Source organism: Micromonospora sp. 15K316, from assembly GCF_004348525.1.
Taxonomy (GTDB): domain Bacteria; phylum Actinomycetota; class Actinomycetes; order Mycobacteriales; family Micromonosporaceae; genus Micromonospora.
This window is the reverse complement of sequence record NZ_SMKG01000055.1, coordinates 1-21824: the sequence shown is the minus strand read 5'-3', so window position 1 is coordinate 21824 and position 21824 is coordinate 1. Positions and strand designations below refer to the sequence as shown.

Sequence of the window (21824 nt, the reverse complement as noted above, 5' to 3'; positions counted from 1 at the left end):
GCGCCCTCCTCCCGTCCGATTCCGGCGTGCGCCCGATCTCAGCCGTCGACGCCGCGCGCCAGCACGGCCACCGTCTCCTCCACGGGGAGGGCGACGCTCAGCAGCGCCTCGGTGATCCGCTCGTACCTGTCGACGTCCGCGGCCGTGGCCAGCCGCACATCGGTGGTCAGCGTCTCCAGCATCACCGTGCGCGGGTCGGCCGGGTCGGGGAAGGAGTAGCAGGAGTACGGCGTCAGCGGATGCAGGCCGCTCAGCGCGGTCGCCCCCCGGGGCAGCAGCCGGAGGGTGACGTTCGGCAGCTCGGACAGCGCGACCAGGTGGCGCAGCTGCTCACGCCAGACCTCGACCGGGATCTCCTCCGGATCGCAGGCGGCCTCGGCCAGCAGCGCCGTGTACCGGGGCGGGTCCGCCCGGCGCAGCACCTGCTGCCGTACCGCCCGGGCACGCACCTCGGCCTCCAGGTCGTGCTCCGGGTCGAGCGCGACGGCCGGGGCGAGTCGCAACCGGGCGTACCCGGGGGTCTGCAGCAGCCCCGGCACGACGGCCGGCTGGTACTCCACGATGCGTGCCGCACCCGCCTCCAGTTCGGCGTACGTGCGCTGCCGCTCCCCCATCTCGGCCAGCGTCTTCCACCAGCCGCGGCTGGTGGCCGCGTCGCGGGCGATCACGATGAGCTGGTCCCGCAGCGGCCCCGGCACCTCGTAGACGTCCAGCAGGTCGAGCACGTCGGCCAGGTCCGGACGGCTCTGGCCCAGCTCGATGCGGGACAGTTTCGATGTCGAGGCCCACCCCAGCCGGTCACAGACCTGCTCCAGGGTCAGCGCCTCACGGCGGCGTAGTTGACGCAGCTCGGCACCGAGCCGCACACGGCGAATGACAGGACTCGTTGGCAGCGGCATTCCCGGCCCTCCCCACCGAGGGAGAGTACGCAGGACGATCACACAGCGCAATACCTTGCTCGCAGAACGCAATCACCGGTCGGCCCGCAGGCTCGTCACGAGGCGGAGCGTCGAGATGCCCGGCCCGGTGGCCGCCGTGCGGGACCACCGGGCCGGCCTGCGAATTCGGCCGAGCTCGGCGCGCTCACTTCACGCCGGCGGCGTCCATGCCGCGCAGCTCCTTCTTGAGGTCGGCGATCTCGTCGCGGATCCGGGCGGCCAGCTCGAACTGGAGCTCCCGGGCGGCACCGAGCATCTGGTCGTTGAGCTCCTGGATGAGCTGGGCCAGATCCGCCCGAGCCATCCCCTCCCGGGACGGCGCGGCAGTCGCCCGGCTGCGACTGCGGGTCTCCTTGACCGGGGCCTTGCCGCGGGAGAGCTGTCGCACCGCACCGCCGACGGTGTTGTGCGCGGTGTCCTCCGCCTCGCGGTAGATGTCGTCGAGGATGTCGTGGATCTTCTTCCGCAGCGGCTCGGGGCTGATGCCGTGCGCCTCGTTGTGCGCGATCTGCTTGGCCCGCCGCCGGTTGGTCTCCTCGATCGCGTCCGCCATCGACGGGGTGATCTTATCGGCGTACATGTGGACCTGGCCGGAGACGTTCCGGGCCGCGCGGCCGATGGTCTGGATCAGCGACCGTCCGCTCCGCAGGAAGCCCTCCTTGTCGGCGTCGAGGATCGCCACCAGCGACACCTCGGGCAGGTCGAGGCCCTCCCGCAACAGGTTGATGCCGACCAGCACGTCGTAGTCGCCCTTACGCAGCTCGCGCAGCAGCTCCACCCGGCGCAGCGTGTCGACCTCGGAGTGCAGGTAACGCACCCGGATGCCGTTCTCCAGCAGGTAGTCGGAGAGATCCTCGGCCATCTTCTTGGTGAGCGTGGTGACCAGCACCCGCTCGTCCCGCTCGGTGCGCAGCTTGATCTCGTGCATGAGATCGTCGATCTGGCCCTTGGTGGGCTTCACCACGACCTCCGGGTCGATCAGGCCGGTCGGGCGGATCACCTGTTCGACGAACTCACCCTGCGACTGCTCCAGCTCCCAGGAGCCGGGGGTGGCGGAGAGGAAGACCATCTGGCCGACCCGCTCCAGGAACTCGTCGAAGCGCAGCGGCCGGTTGTCGGCCGCGCTGGGCAGCCGGAAGCCGTGGTCGATGAGCATCCGCTTGCGGGAGGCGTCGCCCTCGTACATGCCGCCGATCTGCGGGATCGTCACGTGCGACTCGTCGATCACGGTGAGGAAGTCGTCGGGGAAGTAGTCCAGCAGGCAGTGCGGCGGGCTGCCCGGCAACCGGCCGTCGATGTGCATGGAGTAGTTCTCGATGCCGGAGCAGAAGCCGACCTGGCGCATCATCTCGACGTCGTAGGTGGTGCGCATCCGCAGCCGCTGGGCCTCCAGCAGCTTGCCCTGCCGCTCCAGCTCCGCCAGCCGCTCGGCCAGCTCGGCCTCGATGTCACGGATCGCCCGCTCCATCCGCTCCGGGCCCGCCGCGTAGTGGGTCGCCGGGAAGATCAGCAGGTGGTCGACCTCGCGGACCACATCGCCGGTGAGCGGGTTGAGGTAGTAGAGCTTCTCCACCTCGTCGCCGAAGAGCTCGATCCGGACGGCGAGCTCCTCGTAGGCCGGAATGATCTCCAGGGTGTCGCCGCGGACCCGGAACGTGCCCCGGTTGAAGGCCATGTCGTTGCGGGTGTACTGGATGTCGACCAGTCGGCGCAGCAGCTGGTCACGGTCGAGCTCCTGGCCGACGGCCACCCGGACCGCCCGGTCGAGGTACTCCTCCGGGGTGCCGAGGCCGTAGATCGCCGACACGGTGGCGACCACCACCACGTCGCGCCGGGTGAGCAGCGACATGGTCGCCGAGTGCCGCAGCCGCTCGACCTCCTCGTTGATCGAGGAGTCCTTCTCGATGTAGGTGTCGGTCTGCGGGATGTACGCCTCGGGCTGGTAGTAGTCGTAGTAGGAGACGAAGTATTCGACGGCGTTGTTCGGCAGCAGCTCGCTGAACTCCTTGGCGAGCTGCGCGCAGAGCGTCTTGTTGGGTGCCAGCACCAACGTCGGCCGCTGCAACCGCTCGACGAGCCACGCGGTGGTGGCGCTCTTGCCGGTGCCGGTCGCGCCGAGCAGCACGGTGTTGCGGTCGCCACGGCGGACCCGCCGCTCCAGGTCGTCGATGGCCGCCGGCTGGTCACCGGCGGGCTGGAACTCGCTGACGACCTGGAAGCGGCCGTCGAGCCGGGGAATGTCGAGCGCCATGACCTCAACGGTACGCCGCGGGTCCGACACCTTCGGGCGGCACGGGACCGGCTGACCAGCTTCGATATTCCCATTGTGTGGCACATGCCACCGGACTACGCTCTGCGTGTAGGCCGCTCGCGGCGGCCGACCGGGCCCGGCGGCCCGGCCGACATCCGGCCGGCGGTCGCCCCCGGCACGATGGTCGCAGCACCCGGTTACCCGGCGTGCGCACCCGACGTGGTCGCGCCAGAGGCGCACCGGCCGCCGCGAGCGCCCCGCACGTCACTCCGTCCCCGTCCGGCCGTTCAACAACGCGTGGAAACCTCCCCGCGTCCAGATCCCACGGCGACGCCCCCGACCGCCCGCAGCGGGCCGAGCCGAGCCCTGCCCGCCGTGACGGTGCCGCCGCCCGGCCCCGCCCTCACCGGGCCCGACGACACCGGGCTGCTGCCGAAGGTCACGTCCCGCCGGCGACGTCACCTGCTGGCCATGCTCGGCCTGGTCGCCGTCCTGTCCGCCGTGGGGCTGGTGCTCGGGCTGCTCAGCTGGGCGCCCGAGCCGCCCGAGCCGGCCCGGGCGCTGACGGTCGGCGAGGCGGAGCGGCTGGCCGCGGTGCGGGTGACCAACTACCGCGACCTGCGGGCCGGGGTACACGTGACGCTCGGCGCCGAGGAGTCCCGCACCGAGCTGGTGGGTTGGGTGGACTGGTCCCGTCCGCTGCTCTACCTCGACGTCGGCGGTCCCGGGGCCGGCGCCGAGCGCGGGCTCCTCCAGGCCACCCCCGCCGTCCTGGTGATCCGGCCCGACCCGTGGGCCGTGCCCACCGCCGCGACGCCCCCGCTGGTGCCCCCCACGGACCGGTGGCGACTGCACGACCTGCCCGACGGGCACGCCCTGGCGCCCGTCCTGAAGCTGCTCTTCGACCTCGCCGCCGACCGCACGGATCCGGTCCCGGCGGCCGACGCCCGCTGGGTGGCGAGCGAGACGCTCAGCACCGGTCCGGTCGACGTCCTCCAAGCCCACCTGCCGGGGGCGGCGAGTAGCCCGGCCGGCCCGGACGGCCGACCGCGGTACTGGGTCGACGACGACGCCCGGCTGCACCGGATGACGGCCCGGCTCCCCGGTGCGGGGACGGTGACCGTGGAGCTCAAGCGGACGGACCGGCCGACCCTGCGTCCCGTCGACGCCCTCGGCGGCCGGCCCGGCCTTCCCCGGGCGTTGACCGCCGCCGAGCGGACCCGCCTGGAGCGCCTCCCGCAGCGGCTGCGCGCCCGCCAGGGGGCCACGGTGACCCTCACCGCCCCGGTCGGGCGGGAGACGAACCTGCGGGGTGCGGGATGGCTGAGCTGGACCCGCCGCACCGGCTACCTGGCGGTGGCCGACCTCGGGGTGCCGCAGCGCCGGACGCTGCTGTGGCGCGGCCCCACCGGCGTGTCCCGCGCGCAGGTGCCCGCGACCGGCGACCCGGAGAAGCCCGGGAGACCACCGCTGCCGCCGCCGGCGAAGGCCGTCTGGACGTCCGAGCGGGCCGGGGCGAACGAGGTCGCCGCGCTGCTGGACGCGGCGCTCGGCGCCGGGGCAGCGGCACCGCGCGGCACCGCCGTCCGGCTGCGGGAGGACACCCTGGCCGACCGGGCGGTGGACGTCGTCGAGCTGCGTGGCGGGCGGGACCCGCTGCGCTACTGGATCGACCGCGACGGTCTGCTCCGCCGGGTCGAGCTGCGTACCGGCGCGGCCACCTGGGCCCAGCTCGACCTCCAGCCCGGCCGGGTGCCGGCGTTGCCCGCCCCGAAGCCCGCCGCCGGGTCGACCGGGCGGTCGGCTGCGCCCTCGTCCCGCTGACGCCCCGCCCACGGTCACCACTATCAAGGCCCGGCGACGCCACACGGGGCCGGCCCGGGGCTGCGCCGTCAGGGCCGCCAGCCGGTCTGCGCGGCCCACTCCTCGGCGCGCAGGTACTCCTCGTCGAACCAGGGGTCGTCGGCCGTCGGGGAGCCGGCGCCGTCCGGGGCGGAGGCCGCCAGTTCCTGCTTGAACCGCAGGTACGCGGAGCGCTGCCCCGGGTCGGCGCGCAGGTGGTCGCGCATCAGCAGCGCGTACCGCCAGCCGGGCGAGTCGGCCGCGCGCACGTGCAGGCTCACCGCACGGCCCGGGTCCGCGCTGCCGTGCAACCGCTTCTCCCACCGACCGCCGGCGGCCGGGCGGGGCTCGTCCCACCAGTCGCCCGGCATCCGGGGGAACCCGGCGTCGGCCAGCCGCTGCCCGATCGTCGCGTCCGCCTCGGCCAACGAGGACACGGTGAGCTGGACGTCGATGACGTCCTTCGCCGCGAGACCCGGCACCGCCGTGGCACCGATGTGGTCGATCCGCAGGTCGACCGGGGCGAGCGCGTGGCGGATCCGGGCGGCCAGACGGGCGTACTGCTGCGGCCACGTCGGGTCGTAGTCGACCAGCTTCGCCTGCCGCGGCGCCACCCGGCGCTCCCGCACGTTGCGTTCGTAGGGCAGCAGCCGGTCGGACCAGAGCGCGTCGACCGCCGCGTGCAGGTCGGTCAGGCTGCCGTCGTTGCCGATCAGCGCGCCCGCCGCCGCGCGCCGGCGGGCGTCGTCGGCCTGCGCGGCGATCCGCCGCTCGGCCTCGGCGCGATCCATCCCCCGGTCGCGGGCCAGCCGCCGCAACCGGATCGGCACGGCCGTCTCCACCACGACCACCAGGTGGTACGTGGGCACGAGCCCCACCTCGACCAGGAGCGGCACGTCGTTGACCACTATCGCGTCGGTTGCCGCCGCGGCGGCCAGCTCGGCGGTGCGGGCGCGTACCCGGGGATGGGTGATCCCCTCCAGCCGGCGCCGCGCCGCCTCGTCGGCGAAGACGATCGCACCCAGCGCGGCCCGGTCGAGGCTGCCGTCGGCGGCCAGCACCCGCGACGAGAAGGCCTCGACGATCTCGGCCAGCCCCGGGGTGTCCGGAGCGACCACCTCCCGGGCTATCCGGTCGGCGTCGATGAGCACCGCGCCCCGCTCGACGAGTCGCCGCGCCACGGCGCTCTTACCCGATCCGATTCCCCCGGTGAGCCCGACCATCAGCACGCCGCCAAGTCAACCTGATCACCCCCGCCGCACCAAATCGACCGGCTCTACCGCGGGGACGTCGGGCATGTCCGGACGGCGCGGACTCCCGAATCCGGGAGGTCGAGTCCGATCAGGCCGACCCAGGCCGGTAGGCGAGGGCCGGCCCAGGCCGGTAGGCGAAGGCCCCGCCCTCGGTGATCGGGAGATCACCGGGGACGGGGCCCGTGGTCGTCGGCGTCAGACGCGCCGAGTCGGAGCAGCCGCAGGCGTCACTTGCCGCCGGCGAGCTTCTCCCGCAGAGCGGCGAGCGCCTCGTCGGTGGCGAGGGTGCCGGCCGGCTCCTCCTGACGGCTCGGGGCCGCGCTGGTGGAGGTGGCACCGGTGACCGCCGGAGCCGGGTTGGCAGCGGCCTCGGCCTCGGCAGCGCGGGAGTTCTGCACCTGCTTCTGGTGCGCCTCCCAGCGCTGACGCGCCTCGGCGTACTGGTTCTCCCAGGTCTCGCGCTGCTTGTCGTACCCCTCGAGCCACTCGCCCGTCTCCGGGTCGAAGCCCTCCGGGTAGATGTAGTTGCCCTCGGCGTCGTAGGTCGCGGCCATGCCGTAGAGGGTCGGGTCGAAGTGCTCCTCGCCCTCGACGAAGCCCTCGTTGGCCTGCTTGAGCGAGAGCGAGATCCGGCGACGCTCCAGGTCGATGTCGATGACCTTGACCATCACCTCGGAGCCGACCTGGACGACCTGCTCCGGGATCTCCACGTGACGCTCGGCCAGCTCGGAGATGTGGACCAGGCCCTCGATGCCGTCGTCGACGCGGACGAACGCACCGAACGGCACCAGCTTGGTGACCTTACCCGGCACGATCTGCTGGATCGCGTGGGTGCGGGCGAACTGACGCCACGGGTCCTCCTGGGTCGCCTTCAGCGACAGCGAGACCCGCTCGCGGTCCAGGTCGACGTCCAGGACCTCGACCTCGACCTCCTGGCCCACCTCGACGACCTCGGACGGGTGGTCGATGTGCTTCCAGGAGAGCTCGGAGACGTGCACCAGACCGTCCACGCCGCCGAGGTCGACGAACGCGCCGAAGTTGACGATCGAGGACACGACGCCCTTGCGGACCTGGCCCTTCTGGAGCTTGTTGAGGAACTCGGTGCGCACCTCGGACTGGGTCTGCTCGAGCCAGGCCCGGCGGGACAGGACCACGTTGTTGCGGTTCTTGTCCAGCTCGATGATCTTGGCCTCGAGCTCCCGGCCGACGTACGGCTGCAGGTCACGCACACGCCGCATCTCGACCAGGGAGGCGGGGAGGAAGCCGCGCAGGCCGATGTCGAGGATGAGGCCACCCTTGACCACCTCGATGACCGAACCGCGAACGACGCCGTCCTCGTCCTTGATCTTCTCGATCGTGCCCCAGGCCCGCTCGTACTGCGCCCGCTTCTTCGAGAGGATCAGGCGACCCTCCTTGTCCTCCTTCTGGAGGACGAGGGCCTCGATGTGGTCACCGACCGACACGACCTCGGCCGGGTCCACGTCGTGCTTGATCGACAGCTCCCGAGAGGGAATGACACCCTCGGTCTTGTAGCCGATGTCGAGCAGGACCTCGTCCCGATCGACCTTGACGACGGTGCCTTCGACAATGTCGCCGTCGTTGAAGTACTTGATGGTCTCGTCGATCGCGGCGAGGAAAGCCTCCTCAGAGCCGAGGTCGTCGACGGTGACCTTGGTGGCGCTCGAGGGAGCCTCGATGCTGCTCGTCATGTGGGCGGTTGCTCCGGTCGGATGGGATGTCACAGCAGGCGTGGTGCGCGGTGACCCGGTCGCGCCAGCGGACCCGTCGCTTGGCACACCGAACGATTGCCAGATGTGATGATGTGGCGCCGTCAGTGGCTTCGTCGACCGCGCACCTGCTCCCTGCCGAGGTGCACGATCCGCGAGCGCATCGTCTAGCCTACCTTGCGCATTACCACAGCGTGCAAGGCCTCCCGCCCTGCTCATCGCGTCATGACCTGCGAAAGCCGAGAAATCGCCCCGAAACAGTCGCCGTTGTCTCGTGGGTCACACCCGTCACACCGACGCGCCGGCAGGCGGCCGCCGCCGGGCCCGTCGGCACGCCGCCGGGGCGAGGCCCTAGCGTGAGCGGATGGACGACGACAGCCGGGTGACCCGACGCCGGGTCGGCGACGCCGAGGCCCGCGTGGCGAGCCGCCGATGGTGGGACGACGACGCCGACGACTACCAGGCCGAGCACGGGGCGTTCCTCGGCGACGTGGACTTCGTCTGGTGCCCGGAGGGGGTGCGTGAGGCGGACGTACACCTGCTCGGCGACCTGGCCGGGCGGCGGATCCTGGAGGTCGGCTGCGGCGCGGCCGCCGCCTCCCGGTGGCTGGCCACCCAGGGCGCCCACCCGGTCGCCCTGGACCTCTCCGCGGGCATGCTGCGCCACGCCGCGCAGGCGGCCGAGCGCTCCGGCGTGCGCGTGCCGCTGGCGCAGGCCGACGCGCTCGCCCTGCCCTTCGCCGACGCCGCGTTCGACACCGCGTGCACGGCGTTCGGCGCCATCCCGTTCGTGGCCGACTCGGCCACGCTGATGCGGGAGGTGTTCCGGGTGCTGCGCCCCGGCGCCCGCTGGGTCTTCTCGGTCACCCACCCGATGCGGTGGATCTTCCTCGACGACCCCGGCGAGGGCGGGCTGCGGGCGGTGCACTCGTACTTCGACCGCCGCCCGTACGTGGAGCAGGACGACTCGGGTGCGGCCACCTACGTCGAGCAGCACCGCACCCTCGGCGACCGGGTCCGGGAGCTGGTCGCCGCGGGATTCCGACTGGTCGACCTGGTGGAGCCCGAGTGGCCGCCGGGGCACGAGGGGATCTGGGGGCAGTGGAGCCCGCTGCGCGGCCGACTCTTCCCCGGCACCGCCATCTTCGTGACCGAGAAGCCCAGGTGAGCAGGCCGCCGCACTCGGAGTCCGGCCTCCGGAACATCGACGGGGTTACGCTGTGCCGGTGAGCGCCGAGCCGATCGCGACACCACCTGGCCCCTGGTATCCGGATCCGATCCGGCAGCAGCGTGCCGACTACACGCTGGAGGACCTGCTCCACCTGCCGGACGACGCCCCCCGCGTCGAACTCGTCGACGGAGTAATCCAGGTGACACCCTCCCCCACCCTCGGCCACCAGGACATCTCGCTCCTGCTGGCCCGCTGGCTACTCCAGCACGCGCCCACCGACCTACGGGTGTCCCAGGCGGTCGGCGTCGCCCTCAGCTCCAACACCAGTCGTCAGCCGGACGTCGTGGTACGCCGTGCCGACCTCCCTCCGGGCCAGTCCCTGTTACGAGCCGAGGACGTCGTGCTCGCGGTGGAGATCGTCTCCCCGGGTACCCGGCGGATCGACAGGTTCGCCAAACCCGGCGAGTACGCCGCCGCCGGCATCCCCTACTACTGGCGGATCGAGCAGGATCCGGTGCAGCTGTACGCGTACCGTCGCGGTGACCGGATCGGCCCAGGCGGAGAGCGGCAGTACGAGCTGGTCGCCGAGAGCGCCGAGCTGATCGAGCTCACCGAGCCGTTCGAGGTCAAACTGTCGATCGCCGAGATCACTCCCTGACCGGCGTCGTTTCCGTCCGCCGACGCCGGGTAACCGGACGGCATGGCCGAGAAGAGCGAGTTCCGCGAGGGTGACCACGTCTCCTGGGCCAGTCACAGCGGTCGGGCGTACGGCGTGGTCAAGGAGAAACTGGTCGACCGGACACACGTACGCGGGCACGCCGTGAACGCCTCCGAGGAGGAGCCGCAGTACCGGATCCGCAACGACGACTCTGGCCGGGACGTCGCCCACCGTCCGGAGGTGCTGCGCCGTGAGCCGCGCTGACGAGGGCCGCGACACCTACCGGGAGTTCACCGACGCGGTGAACATGAAACCCGGCGAGCTGTCGAAGTGGCTGGAGACCGACGAGTCGAAGCACGTCGGCTGGCGGAAGAAGGGCACCAAGGCCGGCGAGTCGGTGGGCCACGAGTCCGGCCGTCGGATCCTCGACCTGCTGCGCCGCAAGCGCGCCGAGCTCTCCGAGGCTGACTTCCGGCACATGCGCAAGGTCGTCGGCTACGTGCGCCGGCACATGGCCCAACGCCCGTCGGGAGACGTGCGGAACACCAAGTGGCGCTTCTCGCTCATGAACTGGGGGCACGACCCGCTCAAGGGGCCGCTGCCGCCGCCCGGCGGCCCGTCCCGTCGGGCTCTCGAACGCCGGGGCTCCCCACCGAAGTCCCGCCGGGGAGTGGGACGGCAACCCGCCGAGCGGCGCTCGTCCCGCCGGGCGAGTTGACCGGCGGTCGCACCTGGTCGGCACCGGATCCCGCCGGGCACACCGCCCGGCCTCGGGTCGCGGCGGGTGCAAACAACGCGTCCGGAGCGGCCGGAGGCCAGGCGGCGGTCGCCACCGTCACCGCGATCCGCGCTCGTGATGGGTGCTCCGGTGGCGCGCACCCCCGACGCCGGCGCCGGGATCAGCGCGAGCCGGCCGGCGACCAACGCCGGCCGGCTCACCGTGGTGCTGTTGCGCGGACCGTCAGTGGTCGGCGCTGTTCCAGTCCCGTCCCTCACCCACGGAGACCTCCAGCGGCACCGCCAGCGGGTACGCCGCCCCCATCTCCCGGCGGACCAGCTCCTCCAGCGCGGGCCGCTCGCCCGGGGCCACCTCGAAGACCAGCTCGTCGTGCACCTGCAGCAGCATCCGGGAACCGAGCCCGGCCTCACGCAGCGCCCCGTCGACCCGCAGCATGGCGACCTTGATGATGTCGGCCGCGGAACCCTGGATCGGCGCGTTGAGCGCCATCCGCTCGGCGATCTCCCGCCGCTGCCGGTTGTCGCTGCCCAGGTCGGGCAGGTAGCGGCGACGGCCGAGGATCGTCGAGGTGTAGCCGTCGTGCCGGGCGCGGGCCACCACCTCCTGGAGGTAGTCGCGGACCCCGCCGAAGCCGGAGAAGTAGTCCTCCATGAGGCCGCGCGCCTCCTCGGTGCTGATCCCGAGCTGCTGGGACAGGCCGAAGGCGCTCAGCCCGTACGCCAGGCCGTAGTTCATCGCCTTGATCTTGCGGCGCTGGTCGGGCGTCACCTCGCCGAGCGGCACCGCGAAGACCGACGACGCCGTGGCGGCGTGGAAGTCGGCGCCGGAGTTGAACGCCTCGATCAGGGCGTCGTCCGACGACAGGTGCGCCATGATCCGCATCTCGATCTGGCTGTAGTCGGCGGTGAGCAGGCACTCGTAGCCCTCCCCCACCACGAACGCCCGGCGGATCCGCCGCCCCTCCTCGGTACGGATCGGGATGTTCTGCAGGTTCGGCTCGGTCGAGGAGAGCCGCCCGGTCGCCGCGACGGTCTGGTTGAAGGTCGTGTGGATCCGGCCGTCGTCGGAGACCGACTTGAGCAGGCCGTCGACGGTCGACTTCAGCTTGGCCACGTCCCGGTGACGCAGCAGGTGCGCGAGGACCGGGTGCGGGTTCTGCGCGTAGAGCCACTGCAGCGCGTCGGCGTCGGTGGTGTAGCCGGTCTTGATCTTCTTGGTCTTCGGCAACCCCAGCTCGCCGAAGAGGATCTCCTGCAACTGCTTGGGTGAGCCGAGGTTGAACTCCCGCCCGACCGCCTCGTACGCGCCCTGCGCGGCGGCCTTCACCTCGGCGGCGAAGTGCGCCTCCAGCTCGGAGAGGTAGTCGGTGTCGGCGGCGATGCCGGTGCGCTCCATGCCGGCGAGCACCCGCATGAGCGGCAGCTCCACCCCGGCCATCAGCCGGGCGGACTGCTCGCCGTCGCGGGACAGCTCGGCGTCGATCGCGTCGGCCAGGTCCAGGGTGGCGCGCGCCTGGAGCATGAGGTTCTGCTCGGCCTCGCCGTCGTCGCCCAGCCCCTCCAGGGTCAGCTGGCCGGTCTCCGGGGCGTCGACCCGCAGCTCCCGGTGCAGGTAGCGCAGCGCCAGGTCGGTCAGGTCGTAGGAGCGCTGGTCGGGACGGGCCAGGTAGGCGGCGATCTGGGTGTCGCGGACGATGCCCTCCAGCGACCAGCCGTGCGCCGCGAACGCGAGCACCGCCGGCTTGCTGTCGTGCAGCACCTTCGGACGCTCGCCGTCGGCGAGCCAGCCGGCCAGCGCCGACTCGTCGGCCGCGTCGAGCCGGCTCGGGTCGAACCAGGCGGCGGCGCCGGCCGTGGTGGCCAGCGCCACGCCCGATACGGAGGCGGTGTGTCGCCGGTTCGGGCCCGTGTCGAGCTTCACCGCCATGCCGACCGGGGCGCCGGCCGGGGCGTGCGTGGCGAGCCACGCGCCGAGCGCGCCGGGCTCGGTGAGCACCTCGCCGGCCAGCTCGAAGCCGGCCTCCGCCTCCGGCTCCACCGCCTCCAGGTACTGGTAGAGCCGGTCCCGCAGGATGCGGAACTCCAGGGTGTCGAAGACCTGGTGCACGGCCTCCCGGTCCCAGCCGGGCCAGCGCGCGTCCTCGGGGCGCAGCGGAAGCTCCAGGTCGGAGACGAGGCAGTTGATGTCGTAGTTGCGGATCACGTCGGCGAGCCGCTCGCGGAGGCTGTCGCCGGCCTTGCCCTTGATCTCGTCGGCCCGGGCGACGACCCCCTCGACCCCGCCGTAGGCGTTGATCCACTTCGCGGCGGTCTTCGGACCGACGCCGGGGACTCCGGGCAGGTTGTCGCTGGTCTCGCCGACCAGGGCCGCCAGGTCGCGGTAGCGCTCCGGGGGCACGCCGTACTTCGCCTCGACGGCCGCCGGATCCATCCGGGCCAGGTCGGAGACGCCCTTACGCGGGTAGAGCACGGTGACGTTGTCGCCGATGAGCTGGAAGGCGTCCCGGTCGCCGCTGGTGATCAGCACGGACATGCCCTGGTCGCGGGCCTGGCAGGCGAGCGTGGCGATGACGTCGTCGGCCTCGTAGCCCTCCCGCTCCACCACCGGGATGCGCAGCGCCGCGAGGACCTCCTTCACGAGGCTGACCTGCCCCTTGAAGTCGGTCGGGGTCTCGCTGCGGCCGGCCTTGTACTCCGCGTACTTCTCGGTGCGGAAGGAGCGGCGGGAGACGTCGAAGGCGACGACGATGTGCGTCGGCCGCTCGTCGCGCAGCACGTTGATCAGCATGGAGGTGAAGCCGTAGACCGCGTTGGTCGGCTGCCCCGTCGTGGTGGAGAAGTTCTCGACCGGCAAGGCGAAGAAAGCCCGGTATGCCAGGGAATGTCCGTCGACGAGGAGCAGGCGCGGCGTGGTAGCTGTCACGGCAGCGACTCTAGCCCGCAGGTACGACCAAACGGCAGCGACGTGGCGGGCAGCGGCACGTGGCGGAGCGAACACACGCAGTCACCGCCGCAGGTGTGCCGGGGACGTCCGCCTCGGCCATGCGGCGGACCCGGCGGTCGGGGACGCCCGGTGGGGCGTCCCCGGCCGTCACAGCACCTTGGCCAGGAACGCCTTCGTGCGGTCGTGCTGCGGGTTCGCGATCACCTCACGCGGGTTGCCCTGCTCGACCACCACCCCGCCGTCCATGAAGACCAGCGAGTCGCCGACCTCACGGGCGAAGCCGATCTCGTGGGTGACCACGATCATCGTCATGCCGTCGCGGGCCAGGTCCTTCATGACGTCCAGCACCTCGCCGACCAGTTCCGGGTCGAGCGCGCTGGTCGGCTCGTCGAAGAGCATCAGCTTCGGCTGCATCGCCAGGGCCCGGGCGATCGCCACCCGCTGCTGCTGGCCGCCGGAGAGCTGCCCCGGGTAGTTGCCCATCTTGTCGCCGAGGCCGACCCGCGCCAGCAGCGCCTCCGCCCGCTCCCGGGCCTCGGCCTTCGACTCCCGCTTGACCCGCACCGGCGCCTCGATCACGTTCTCCAGGGCCGTCATGTGCGGGAAGAGGTTGAACCGCTGGAACACCATGCCGATCGAGCGGCGCTGCGCGGCGACCTCCTTCTGGCGCAGCTCGTGCAGCTTGCCACCGTGCTCCCGGTAGCCGATCAACTCGCCGTCCACCCGGATCCGGCCGGCGTTGATCTTCTCCAGGTGGTTGATGCAGCGCAGGAAGGTCGACTTGCCGGAACCGGAGGGCCCGAGCAGGCAGCACACCTCGCCGCTGCGCACCTCGAGGTCGATGCCCTTGAGCACCTCGAGATGGCCGAACGACTTGTGCACCTGCTCGGCCTGGACCATCAGGCCCGACTCGGCGGCCGGCGCGCCCGCCTGCGCGGGAACGGTCAACTCACTCATCAGACTCCTGCCGTCCCCTGGCCGCCGCCGCCCTGCTCGGCCGCTATGGTGCGTAGCCGCAGCCGCGCCCGTCCGGCGGGGCCGTAGCCCTTGCCGAAGTGCCGCTCCAGGAAGTACTGCCCGACCAGCAGGATGCTGGTCAGGAAGAGGTACCAGAGGCAGGCGGCCACGTACATCGGGAAGATCTGGAAGGTCCGCTTTCCGACGGCGTCGAGCTGGAAGAAGAGCTCGACGCTGACCGGCACGTAGAGCAGCAGCGAGGTGTCCTTGAGCATCGCGATGGTCTCGTTGCCCGTCGGCGGGATGATCACCCGCATCGCCTGCGGCAGCACCACCCGGCGCAGCAACTGCCCGCGGCTCATGCCCAGCGCCTGCGCGGCCTCGGTCTGCCCGCCGTCCACCGACTGGATGCCCGCCCGGACGATCTCCGCCATGTACGCGGCCTCGGAGAGCGCGAGGCCCAGCAGGCCGGCCATGAAGCCGGTGAGGATGTCCCGCGAGGAGAAGCCGAAGAGCCGCAGCTGGAGGTTGTCGATACCGAACAGCTGCCCCAGCTGGGTGTCGAAAGGCACCCCGAACTCGATCCGGCTCCACAGGATGCCGATGTTGCCGAAGACCGCCAGCAGGACGAGCCGGGGCACCGCCCGGAAGAACCAGGTGTAGAGCCAGCCCACGGCGCGCAGGATCGGGTTGTCGGAGAGCCGCATGATCGCGACCAGCACGCCCAGCGCGACGCCGATCACCATCGCGACCACCGTCATCAGCACGGTGCCGCGCAGCAGACCCTCGATGATCGGCGGACGGAACATCTTGTCCACCATGAAGGACCAGTTGAAGGCCTTGTTCGTCACCAGCACGTGAACGAACATCGCGGCCAGCACGGCGAGCACGGCCACCGTGATCCACCGGCCGGGGTGCCGCACGGGCACGGCGCGGATCGGCTCCGGCCGTGCCCGTACAGTCGTCACTTCCTCGGATGCCATGACGCGTTACGGGTTGATCGCGGGGTCCGCGATCGCGCCGTCGCCCACCTTCCACTTGTCGAGCACCGTCTTGTACGACCCGTCGGCGATCAGCGCCTTGGTGGCGTCGCGGACCGCCTCGGCGAACGCCGCCTGGTCCTTGGCCACGACGTAGCCGTACGGCGCCGCCTCGTACTGCTTGTCCAGCAGGTCGAGGGCGCCGTTGGACTGGGTCACCGCGTACACGCCGACGGGGTAGTCGGCGAGCATCGCGTCGTCCTTGCCCGAGACCACGGCGGCCGTCGCGGCGTCCTGGCCGGGGAACTGCTCGACGGTGATGGCGGGCTTACCGGCGTCGGTGCACGCCTTCGAGCGCTTCTGGATGTCCTCGACCTGGACGGTGTCCTTCTGCACGGCGATCTTCTTACCGCAGGCGTTGTCCAGCGCGACGCCGGCCGGGTTCCCCGCCTTGGTCACCCACTGCGTGCCGACCTGGAAGTAGCTGACCATGTTGGCCTGCGCCTTCCGCTCGTCGTTGACGGTGAACGACGAGACGCCGACCTCGTACTTGCCGGAGTTGACGCCGGTGATGATGTCACCGAAGGGGGCGGAGACGAACTCCGCCTGCAGGCCGAGCTTCTGGGCGACCGCGCGGAACAGCTCGACGTCGAAGCCGATCACGGTCTTGCCGTCGGTGTCGAGGAACTCCGCCGGGGCGTACGTCGAGTCGGTGCCCACGACGATCTTGCCGTCCGCCTTGATCGCGGCCGGCACCTTGTCCGCCAGGGAGGAGTCCGCCGAAGCGCTGACCGAGGGGCCGGCGCCGGCCGAGTCGGAGGGCTCCTCCTCCCCACAGGCGGCGAGGGAGAGCAGCAGCGCGGCCGCCCCGGCGGCGCCGAGCACGGCCCGGCGCCGACCAGTGATGTTGAACATGACATGCACTCCTTGGGATGAGGGGTGGCGGCCGGTCAGGCGACGCCGAGGTAGGCGTCCTTGACCGACGGGTCGTGCAGCAGCTCCTGGCCGGTACCGCTCTTGACGATCCGGCCGGTCTCCAGCACGTACGCCCGGTGCGCCCGGGCCAGCGCCTGCTGCGCGTTCTGCTCCACCAGCAGGATGGTGGTGCCCTGCTCGTTGATCTCGGTGATGATGGTGAAGATCTGCTGGATGAGCATCGGAGCCAGCCCCATCGATGGCTCATCGAGCAGCAGCAGCTTCGGCCGGCTCATCAGTGCCCGCCCGACGGCCAGCATCTGCTGCTCACCGCCGGAAAGGGTACCGCCCTGCTGCTTACGCCGTTCCGCCAGGCGTGGGAACAGATTCAGCACCCGGTCGAGGTCCTGGGCGATGCCCGCCCGGTCCCGGCGGGTGTAGGCCCCCATGTCCAGATTCTCCAGCACCGTCATGCCCGGGAAGATGCCCCGGCCCTCGGGCGCCTGGCACAGTCCCCGGCGCACCCGCAGGTCCGCCCGGAGCTTGGTGATGTCCTCGCCGGCGAACCGGATCCGACCGCTGGCGACCGGCCGGATCCCGGAGATCGCGCGCATCGTGGTCGACTTGCCGGCGCCGTTGGCGCCGATCAGGGCCACGATCTCGCCCTCTTCCACGGTCAGGCTGATGCCGTGCAGCGCCTGGATCCGCCCGTACAGCAGGCTCACATCGTCGATCTCAAGCAGCATCGTCCGGCACCCCCAGGTACGCCGCGATCACCTTCGGGTCGTCCCGCACCTCGGCGGGGAGCCCCTCGGCGATCTTCTTTCCGAACTCCAGCACCACGATCCGGTCCGTGACGCCCATGACCAGTCGCATGTCGTGCTCGATCAGCAGCACGGTCACGCCGGTGTCGCGGATCTGCCGGATCAGCTGGAGCAGCTCCTCCTTCTCCGCCGGGTTGAAGCCGGCGGCCGGCTCGTCCAGGCAGAGCAGCACCGGGTCGGTGGCGAGCGCCCGGGCGATCTCCAGCCGCCGCTGCTCGCCGTAGGAGAGGTTGCGGGCGAACTCGTGCATCCGGTGCCGGATACCGACGAACTCCAGCAGGCGCTCGGCCTTCTCCCGGCCCGCGCGCTCCTCCTTCCAGTACCGCGGCAGGCGCAGCAGCGCGGAGATCACGCTGGTCTTGTGGTGCGCGTCGGCGCCCACCAGCACGTTCTCCTGCGCGGTCATCTCCGGGAAGAGGCGGATGTTCTGGAACGTCCGCGCCATGCCCGACTGGGTGATCTGGTGCCGCTTCTTACCGGCGATCTTCTCGCCCCGGAACCGGATCTCACCCTCGGTGGGCTGGTAGATGCCGGTCATCGCGTTGAAGCAGGTGGTCTTGCCGGCGCCGTTCGGGCCGATCAGACCGAGGATCTCGCCCTTGTACAGGGTGAAGTCCACCTGGTTGAGCGCGACCACGCCGCCGAAGCGCAGCGTGACGTTGTCCACCTCCAGCAGCGGCTCCCGATCGGGCACCGCCTCGACCGCCGGGGCGGTCGCCTGCGCCGGAACTGCCGGCTTCTGCTCCGTCTCACTCACCGACGGTCACCTCCTTGCGGCGGTCCTTGAACTCCGCCGCCCGTCGCCGGTTCGGGATAAGGCCCTGCGGCCGGAAGATCATCATCACCACGAGGACCAGACCGAAGAAGAGGAAGCGGTATTCGTACAGCTCCACGCCGAACAACTCGATGCCGCGGAACCGCTCGATCATGTACGCGACCAGGCCACCGCCGACGATCGCGCCGATGATGTTGCCCGAGCCACCGAAGATGACCGCGGCCAGGATGATGATCGAGTTGAGCAGCTCGAAGTTCTGCGAGTTCACGAAGTTCTGCTTGCCGGCGAAGAGCGCACCGGCCAGGCCGGCGATCGCGGCGCCGGCGGCGAACGCCCAGAGCTTGAACTTGAAGGTCGGCACACCCATCAGCTGGGCGGCGTCCTCGTCCTCCCGGATCGAGATCCAGGCCCGGCCGACCCGGCTGTGCGTCAGGTTCCGCACCCCGATCACCACCACGATGATCAGCGTGAGCACCAGCCAGTAGTACGGCCGGGCGTCGAGCACACCGAAGATCGGCTTGCCGTCGGAGTACTGGCCGGGCGGGTGCGGGATCTGGTTGAAGCCTCGCTGGCCCTTGAGGAACGGGGAACTGACCGCCGCGATCCGGATCATCTCGGCGAAGCCGAGGGTCACCAGCGCCAGGTAGTCGCCGCGCAGTCGCAGCGTCGGCGTACCGAGCATGACGCCGGAGACCATGGTCAGCGCGATCGCGATCGGCACCACCAGCAGCCAGGGCCAGAGCGTCTTGATGTCACTGCTCGGCGAGGTCAGCACCGCGACGGTGTACGCGCCGACGGCGAAGAAGCCGAAGTAGCCCAGGTCGAGCAGACCGGCGAAACCGACCACGATGTTGAGCCCGACCGCCATCAGCACGTAGATGGAGACGGTGAAGAGCACCTGGGTGAAGTTCGCGCCCGGCGTCGGGATCGGCCCCAGATACTGGTAGAACTCCTTGTTCGGCAGCGCGTAGAAGAACACGATCACCGCCGCCAGCAGCACCCAGCGCACCCAACGCGGGGCGTGGTGCCAACGCTGCGCGACCGCCTCGCGACCGTGGCGCAGCCGCGCCCCGAGCGCTTCCCGTTGCTCCGGGTTCGGCGAATTAACGGTCGTCGTCATGCCCGTGCCCTCCCCAGGGATTCGCCCAGCAGACCGGTCGGCCGGAACATCAGCAGCACCACCAGCACGGCGAACGCGGCGAAGTCCTTCCACTGCGAGCCGAACAGACCCGACGCGTAGTTCTCGATCACGCCCAGCAGCAGGCCGCCCACCAGCGCCCCGCGCAGATTGCCGATACCGCCGAGCACCGCGGCGGTGAACGCCTTGAGGCCGAGCAGGAAGCCGACGCTGTAGGTCAACGTCTGGATCCGGACGTCGTAGAGCAGACCCGCGACGCCGGCCATCGTGCCACCCGCGATGAAGACCATCAGGATGATCCGGTCCTTGTTCACGCCCATCAGCGCGGCGGTGTTGGCGTCCTGGGCCACCGCCCGGATACCGCGGCCGGTACGGCTGCGGTTGATGAACAGGTCCAGCAGAATCATCATCAACAGCGCGGCGCCGATGGTGAGCAGCTGCACCGCGTCGATCGGTACGCCGGCGATGTGGAACAGCGGCTTCGTGCTGACCAGGATCGGGGCACCCTCCGGCAGGCGTCTGGTGTAGACACCGAACGCCTCCGAGATCGCGATCGAGGCGCCGATCGCGGTGATCAGGAAGGCCAGCGGCGGCGCGTTGCGCTTACGCAGCGGCCGGTACGCCACCCGCTCGATCACGGTGGCCGTGCCGGCGGAGGCGATCGCCGCGACGATCATCGCCACCAGAAGGTAGAACAGGATCGACCCGACGCCGCTGACCTGCGAGTTCTGGTCGAGGCCGAAGCCGTTCCAGGTCCAGATCGCGGCGAACGCGCCCGCGATGAAGACCTCGGAGTGGGCGAAGTTGATGAGTCTGAGCACGCCGTAGACCAGCGTGTATCCCAGCGCGACCAGGGCGTAGATCGAGCCCTGCGTCAGGCCGGTCGTGGTGAGTTCCCCGAAGTTGGAGAAGAGGCCGTCGAAGTTCAATGAAGGGACGCTCCATCACATCTGGAGAGACAAAGGGGTGCGGCCGGGAGCGAGCTCCCGGCCGCACCCGCGATCACGAATCAATCGCTGTTGGCAGCGACCGTCGTCAGGCCTTCGGGATCTCCTGGTCCGGGACGACCTTGCCGCCCTGCACCTTGAAGGCCCAGACCTTGACCTGCGCCGGGTCCAGCTCGCCGCCCTCGACGAACTTGTAGCTGGCCGCGACACCCTCACCGCTGTAGTTCTTCACGAACTCCAGCAGCCCCTCACGGGTGGTCTTGCCGGCCTTGATGCCGGCGAGCAGGATGTTGGCCGCGTCGTAGGCGGTGTCGCTGTAGGTGCCCGGGTCGACGCCGTTGAGCGCCTTGAACTCCTCGATGAAGGTGCCACGAGCCTCGGTGGCCGGCTGGCACGGGCAGGTGAGGATGGTGCCCTCAGCCGCCGCCGCACCGGCGGAGGTGATGTACGCGCCGTCGTTGACGCCGTCACCGGCGACCATCGGCGCGGTGACCCCGGCAGCGGTGAGCTGCTTACGGATCAGGCCGGCCTCCTGGTAGTAGCCGCCGTAGAAGACCGCCTTCACGTTCGCGGCCTTGGCCTTGGTGACCACCGCGGAGAAGTCGGTCTGCTTGCCCTCACCCTGGACCTTGTCCGAGCCGACGACCGCCGAGCCGAGCACCTTCTTGACCTCGTCGGCCAGGCCGGCGCCGTACGCGGACTGGTCGTCGATCACGTAGACCCGGTCGGCCTTGATCACGTTCTTGATGTAGTTGCCGGCCGCCGGGCCCTGGCTGAGGTCGTTGCCGACCGCGCGGAAGAAGGTCTTCCAGCCCTGCTGGGCGAGGGTCGGGTTGGTGGCGGAGGCGGTGATGGTCGGCAGGCCCGCCTCGCTGAAGAGCGGACCGGCGGCCTCCGACTCACCCGAGTACGCCGGGCCGACGATGCCGAGGATCTTCGTGTCGTCGATGGCCTTCTGCGCCAGACCAGGAGCCTGGTCCGGGCTGCCCTGCGAGTCCAGCTCGACGAGCTCGACCTTGCAGTCGGCGTTCTCCTTGTTGTACTTGTCGACCGCCAGCTTGACGCCGTTGTTCTCGTTGATGCCGAGCGCCGCCGAGCTACCGGTCAGCGCGCCGAAGAACGCGATCTTGTTACCGCACTTGTCGCCGGACGCGGTCTCCTCACCGCCACTGGAGCAAGCGGCGCCGCCGGCGACGAGCGCCAGCATGGCCACTCCACCGATCACACGCGTGAGCTTCTGCCTCAAGGCCCGAACCCTCCTCCGTCCCATGGTTCGAACCACCCGCTGGCCATTGGCCCTTGCGGAGCGTACGAACCCGACCGTCGTCTCCGGTCTGGGGCCGGACGTTATCCCACCGCAGAGCGGTGACGTAAGTCCCGAGCGACTGGGTTGACCGAACCGTTACACGGCGTGGCGGATTGGAAACGATCGCTGTAAGAACATCCTCATCAGACGCCCCGTACGTTCAATTCCACGTGCTGGGACGGGATTTACTCCCCTCGTCGCCGCCGAGCCCGGAGACGGGCGTCCACCAGGCGCGCGAAGCCGCACCGTCATCGGCCATCAACAGCAGTCGCTCCCCCTGGGCCGCCACCGCCACCGCCGTCTCACCGGTGTCCGCCACCTCCACCGGCATCGTCACCGACCGCCACGAATCACCCAGGTCACCCGAATACCACAGCGCGTGACCCGCACCGGCCCCGGTCACCGCCAGCAGACCCGAACCCACGGCCGCCAAGCCGGAGACCGTGGCCACCCCCGGCCC

18 protein-coding genes and 1 pseudogene are annotated in these 21824 nt (G+C 70.8%); 5 read left to right on the top strand and 14 right to left on the bottom strand.

The genetic code is table 11. The annotated features are described in order from the left end of the window. Nucleotides 1-38 precede the first annotated feature (38 nt). Nucleotides 39-899, bottom strand: coding sequence for a helix-turn-helix transcriptional regulator (locus tag E1211_RS13800; protein WP_132349124.1), 861 nt, complete (start codon nt 897-899; stop codon nt 39-41). A 184-nt stretch (nt 900-1083) separates the two neighbouring features. Further along, nucleotides 1084-3189: an excinuclease ABC subunit UvrB gene (gene uvrB, locus E1211_RS13795; protein WP_132349123.1), complete on the bottom strand. Its 2106-nt coding sequence runs from the start codon at nt 3187-3189 to the stop codon at nt 1084-1086. Between the two features lie 375 nt (nt 3190-3564). Between uvrB and E1211_RS13790 the strand changes: the two genes are divergently transcribed. Continuing rightward, entirely contained in the window at nt 3565-5013 is a 1449-nt protein-coding gene (locus E1211_RS13790) for a hypothetical protein (RefSeq protein WP_207915364.1), read from the top strand. A gap of 68 nt (nt 5014-5081) precedes the next feature. Here E1211_RS13790 and coaE read toward each other — a convergent pair whose 3' ends face one another. Continuing rightward, complete coding sequence (gene coaE, locus E1211_RS13785; protein WP_132349122.1) at nt 5082-6260, bottom strand: dephospho-CoA kinase; 1179 nt, start codon at nt 6258-6260, stop codon at nt 5082-5084. A gap of 251 nt (nt 6261-6511) precedes the next feature. Further along, on the bottom strand, nt 6512-7993 hold the full coding sequence (gene rpsA, locus E1211_RS13780; protein ID WP_120677947.1) for a 30S ribosomal protein S1: 1482 nt from the start codon (nt 7991-7993) through the stop codon (nt 6512-6514). 382 nt (nt 7994-8375) lie between these two features. Here rpsA and E1211_RS13775 point away from each other — a divergent pair, with 382 nt between their 5' ends. From E1211_RS13775 to E1211_RS13760, 4 genes are read left to right on the top strand one after another with little or no spacing between them, the layout of a single operon-like run. Continuing rightward, entirely contained in the window at nt 8376-9179 is an 804-nt protein-coding gene (locus tag E1211_RS13775; RefSeq protein WP_132349121.1) for a class I SAM-dependent methyltransferase, read from the top strand. Nucleotides 9180-9237: 58 nt separating this feature from the next. After that, nucleotides 9238-9840, top strand: coding sequence for a Uma2 family endonuclease (locus tag E1211_RS13770; protein ID WP_243709526.1), 603 nt, complete (start codon nt 9238-9240; stop codon nt 9838-9840). Between the two features lie 42 nt (nt 9841-9882). Then, on the top strand, nt 9883-10104 hold the full coding sequence (locus E1211_RS13765) for a DUF2945 domain-containing protein (RefSeq protein WP_120677951.1): 222 nt from the start codon (nt 9883-9885) through the stop codon (nt 10102-10104). After that, the gene (locus E1211_RS13760; RefSeq protein ID WP_120677953.1) at nt 10091-10558 is read left to right on the top strand and encodes a DUF3140 domain-containing protein; all 468 of its coding nucleotides are present in this window, start codon (nt 10091-10093) and stop codon (nt 10556-10558) included. Before E1211_RS13765 ends, E1211_RS13760 begins: the two co-directional genes overlap by 14 nt. 243 nt (nt 10559-10801) lie before the next feature. Here E1211_RS13760 and polA read toward each other — a convergent pair whose 3' ends face one another. The 10 genes and pseudogenes from polA to E1211_RS13710 form a co-directional block, all read right to left on the bottom strand. After that, nucleotides 10802-13501, bottom strand: a complete 2700-nt coding sequence (gene polA / locus E1211_RS13755; RefSeq protein WP_132349119.1) for a DNA polymerase I — start codon at nt 13499-13501, stop codon at nt 10802-10804. Between the two features lie 168 nt (nt 13502-13669). Continuing rightward, nucleotides 13670-14422 (bottom strand): amino acid ABC transporter ATP-binding protein, encoded by a 753-nt coding sequence (locus tag E1211_RS13750; RefSeq protein WP_165947253.1) that lies wholly within the window; start codon nt 14420-14422, stop codon nt 13670-13672. 56 nt (nt 14423-14478) lie between these two features. After that, nucleotides 14479-15462 carry an amino acid ABC transporter permease gene (locus E1211_RS13745; RefSeq protein ID WP_132349116.1) on the bottom strand — a complete coding sequence of 328 codons (984 nt, stop codon included), beginning with the start codon at nt 15460-15462 and terminating at the stop codon, nt 14479-14481. A gap of 6 nt (nt 15463-15468) precedes the next feature. After that, nucleotides 15469-16374: an ABC transporter substrate-binding protein gene (locus E1211_RS13740; protein ID WP_132349114.1), complete on the bottom strand. Its 906-nt coding sequence runs from the start codon at nt 16372-16374 to the stop codon at nt 15469-15471. 35 nt (nt 16375-16409) lie between these two features. Beyond that, a complete protein-coding gene (locus E1211_RS13735) occupies nt 16410-17120 on the bottom strand; it encodes an ABC transporter ATP-binding protein (protein ID WP_132349112.1) in 711 nt (236 codons plus the stop codon). Continuing rightward, nucleotides 17110-17955, bottom strand: a complete 846-nt coding sequence (locus tag E1211_RS13730; RefSeq protein WP_132349110.1) for an ABC transporter ATP-binding protein — start codon at nt 17953-17955, stop codon at nt 17110-17112. The genes E1211_RS13735 and E1211_RS13730 overlap by 11 nt, the downstream gene beginning before the upstream one ends. After that, on the bottom strand, nt 17948-19093 hold the full coding sequence (locus tag E1211_RS13725) for a branched-chain amino acid ABC transporter permease (protein ID WP_132349108.1): 1146 nt from the start codon (nt 19091-19093) through the stop codon (nt 17948-17950). The genes E1211_RS13730 and E1211_RS13725 overlap by 8 nt, the downstream gene beginning before the upstream one ends. Beyond that, nucleotides 19090-20040: a branched-chain amino acid ABC transporter permease gene (locus E1211_RS13720; protein WP_132349106.1), complete on the bottom strand. Its 951-nt coding sequence runs from the start codon at nt 20038-20040 to the stop codon at nt 19090-19092. The genes E1211_RS13725 and E1211_RS13720 overlap by 4 nt, the downstream gene beginning before the upstream one ends. 106 nt (nt 20041-20146) lie before the next feature. Then, entirely contained in the window at nt 20147-21304 is a 1158-nt protein-coding gene (locus tag E1211_RS13715; protein WP_132349104.1) for a branched-chain amino acid ABC transporter substrate-binding protein, read from the bottom strand. A gap of 220 nt (nt 21305-21524) precedes the next feature. Then, a pseudogene (locus E1211_RS13710) lies at nt 21525-21824 on the bottom strand (hypothetical protein); the annotation flags it as partial.

Coding starts and splice junctions, on each gene's coding strand:
- E1211_RS13800 (WP_132349124.1), bottom strand. CDS start 899: ATGCCGCTGCCAACGAGTCCTGTCATTCGCCGTGTGCGGCTCGGTGCC.
- uvrB (WP_132349123.1), bottom strand. CDS start 3,189: ATGGCGCTCGACATTCCCCGGCTCGACGGCCGCTTCCAGGTCGTCAGC.
- rpsA (WP_120677947.1), bottom strand. CDS start 7,993: ATGACGAGCAGCATCGAGGCTCCCTCGAGCGCCACCAAGGTCACCGTC.
- E1211_RS13775 (WP_132349121.1), top strand. CDS start 8,376: ATGGACGACGACAGCCGGGTGACCCGACGCCGGGTCGGCGACGCCGAG.
- E1211_RS13765 (WP_120677951.1), top strand. CDS start 9,883: ATGGCCGAGAAGAGCGAGTTCCGCGAGGGTGACCACGTCTCCTGGGCC.
- E1211_RS13750 (WP_165947253.1), bottom strand. CDS start 14,422: ATGGTCCAGGCCGAGCAGGTGCACAAGTCGTTCGGCCATCTCGAGGTG.
- E1211_RS13745 (WP_132349116.1), bottom strand. CDS start 15,462: ATGGCATCCGAGGAAGTGACGACTGTACGGGCACGGCCGGAGCCGATC.
- E1211_RS13740 (WP_132349114.1), bottom strand. CDS start 16,374: ATGTTCAACATCACTGGTCGGCGCCGGGCCGTGCTCGGCGCCGCCGGG.
- E1211_RS13735 (WP_132349112.1), bottom strand. CDS start 17,120: ATGCTGCTTGAGATCGACGATGTGAGCCTGCTGTACGGGCGGATCCAG.
- E1211_RS13725 (WP_132349108.1), bottom strand. CDS start 19,093: ATGACGACGACCGTTAATTCGCCGAACCCGGAGCAACGGGAAGCGCTC.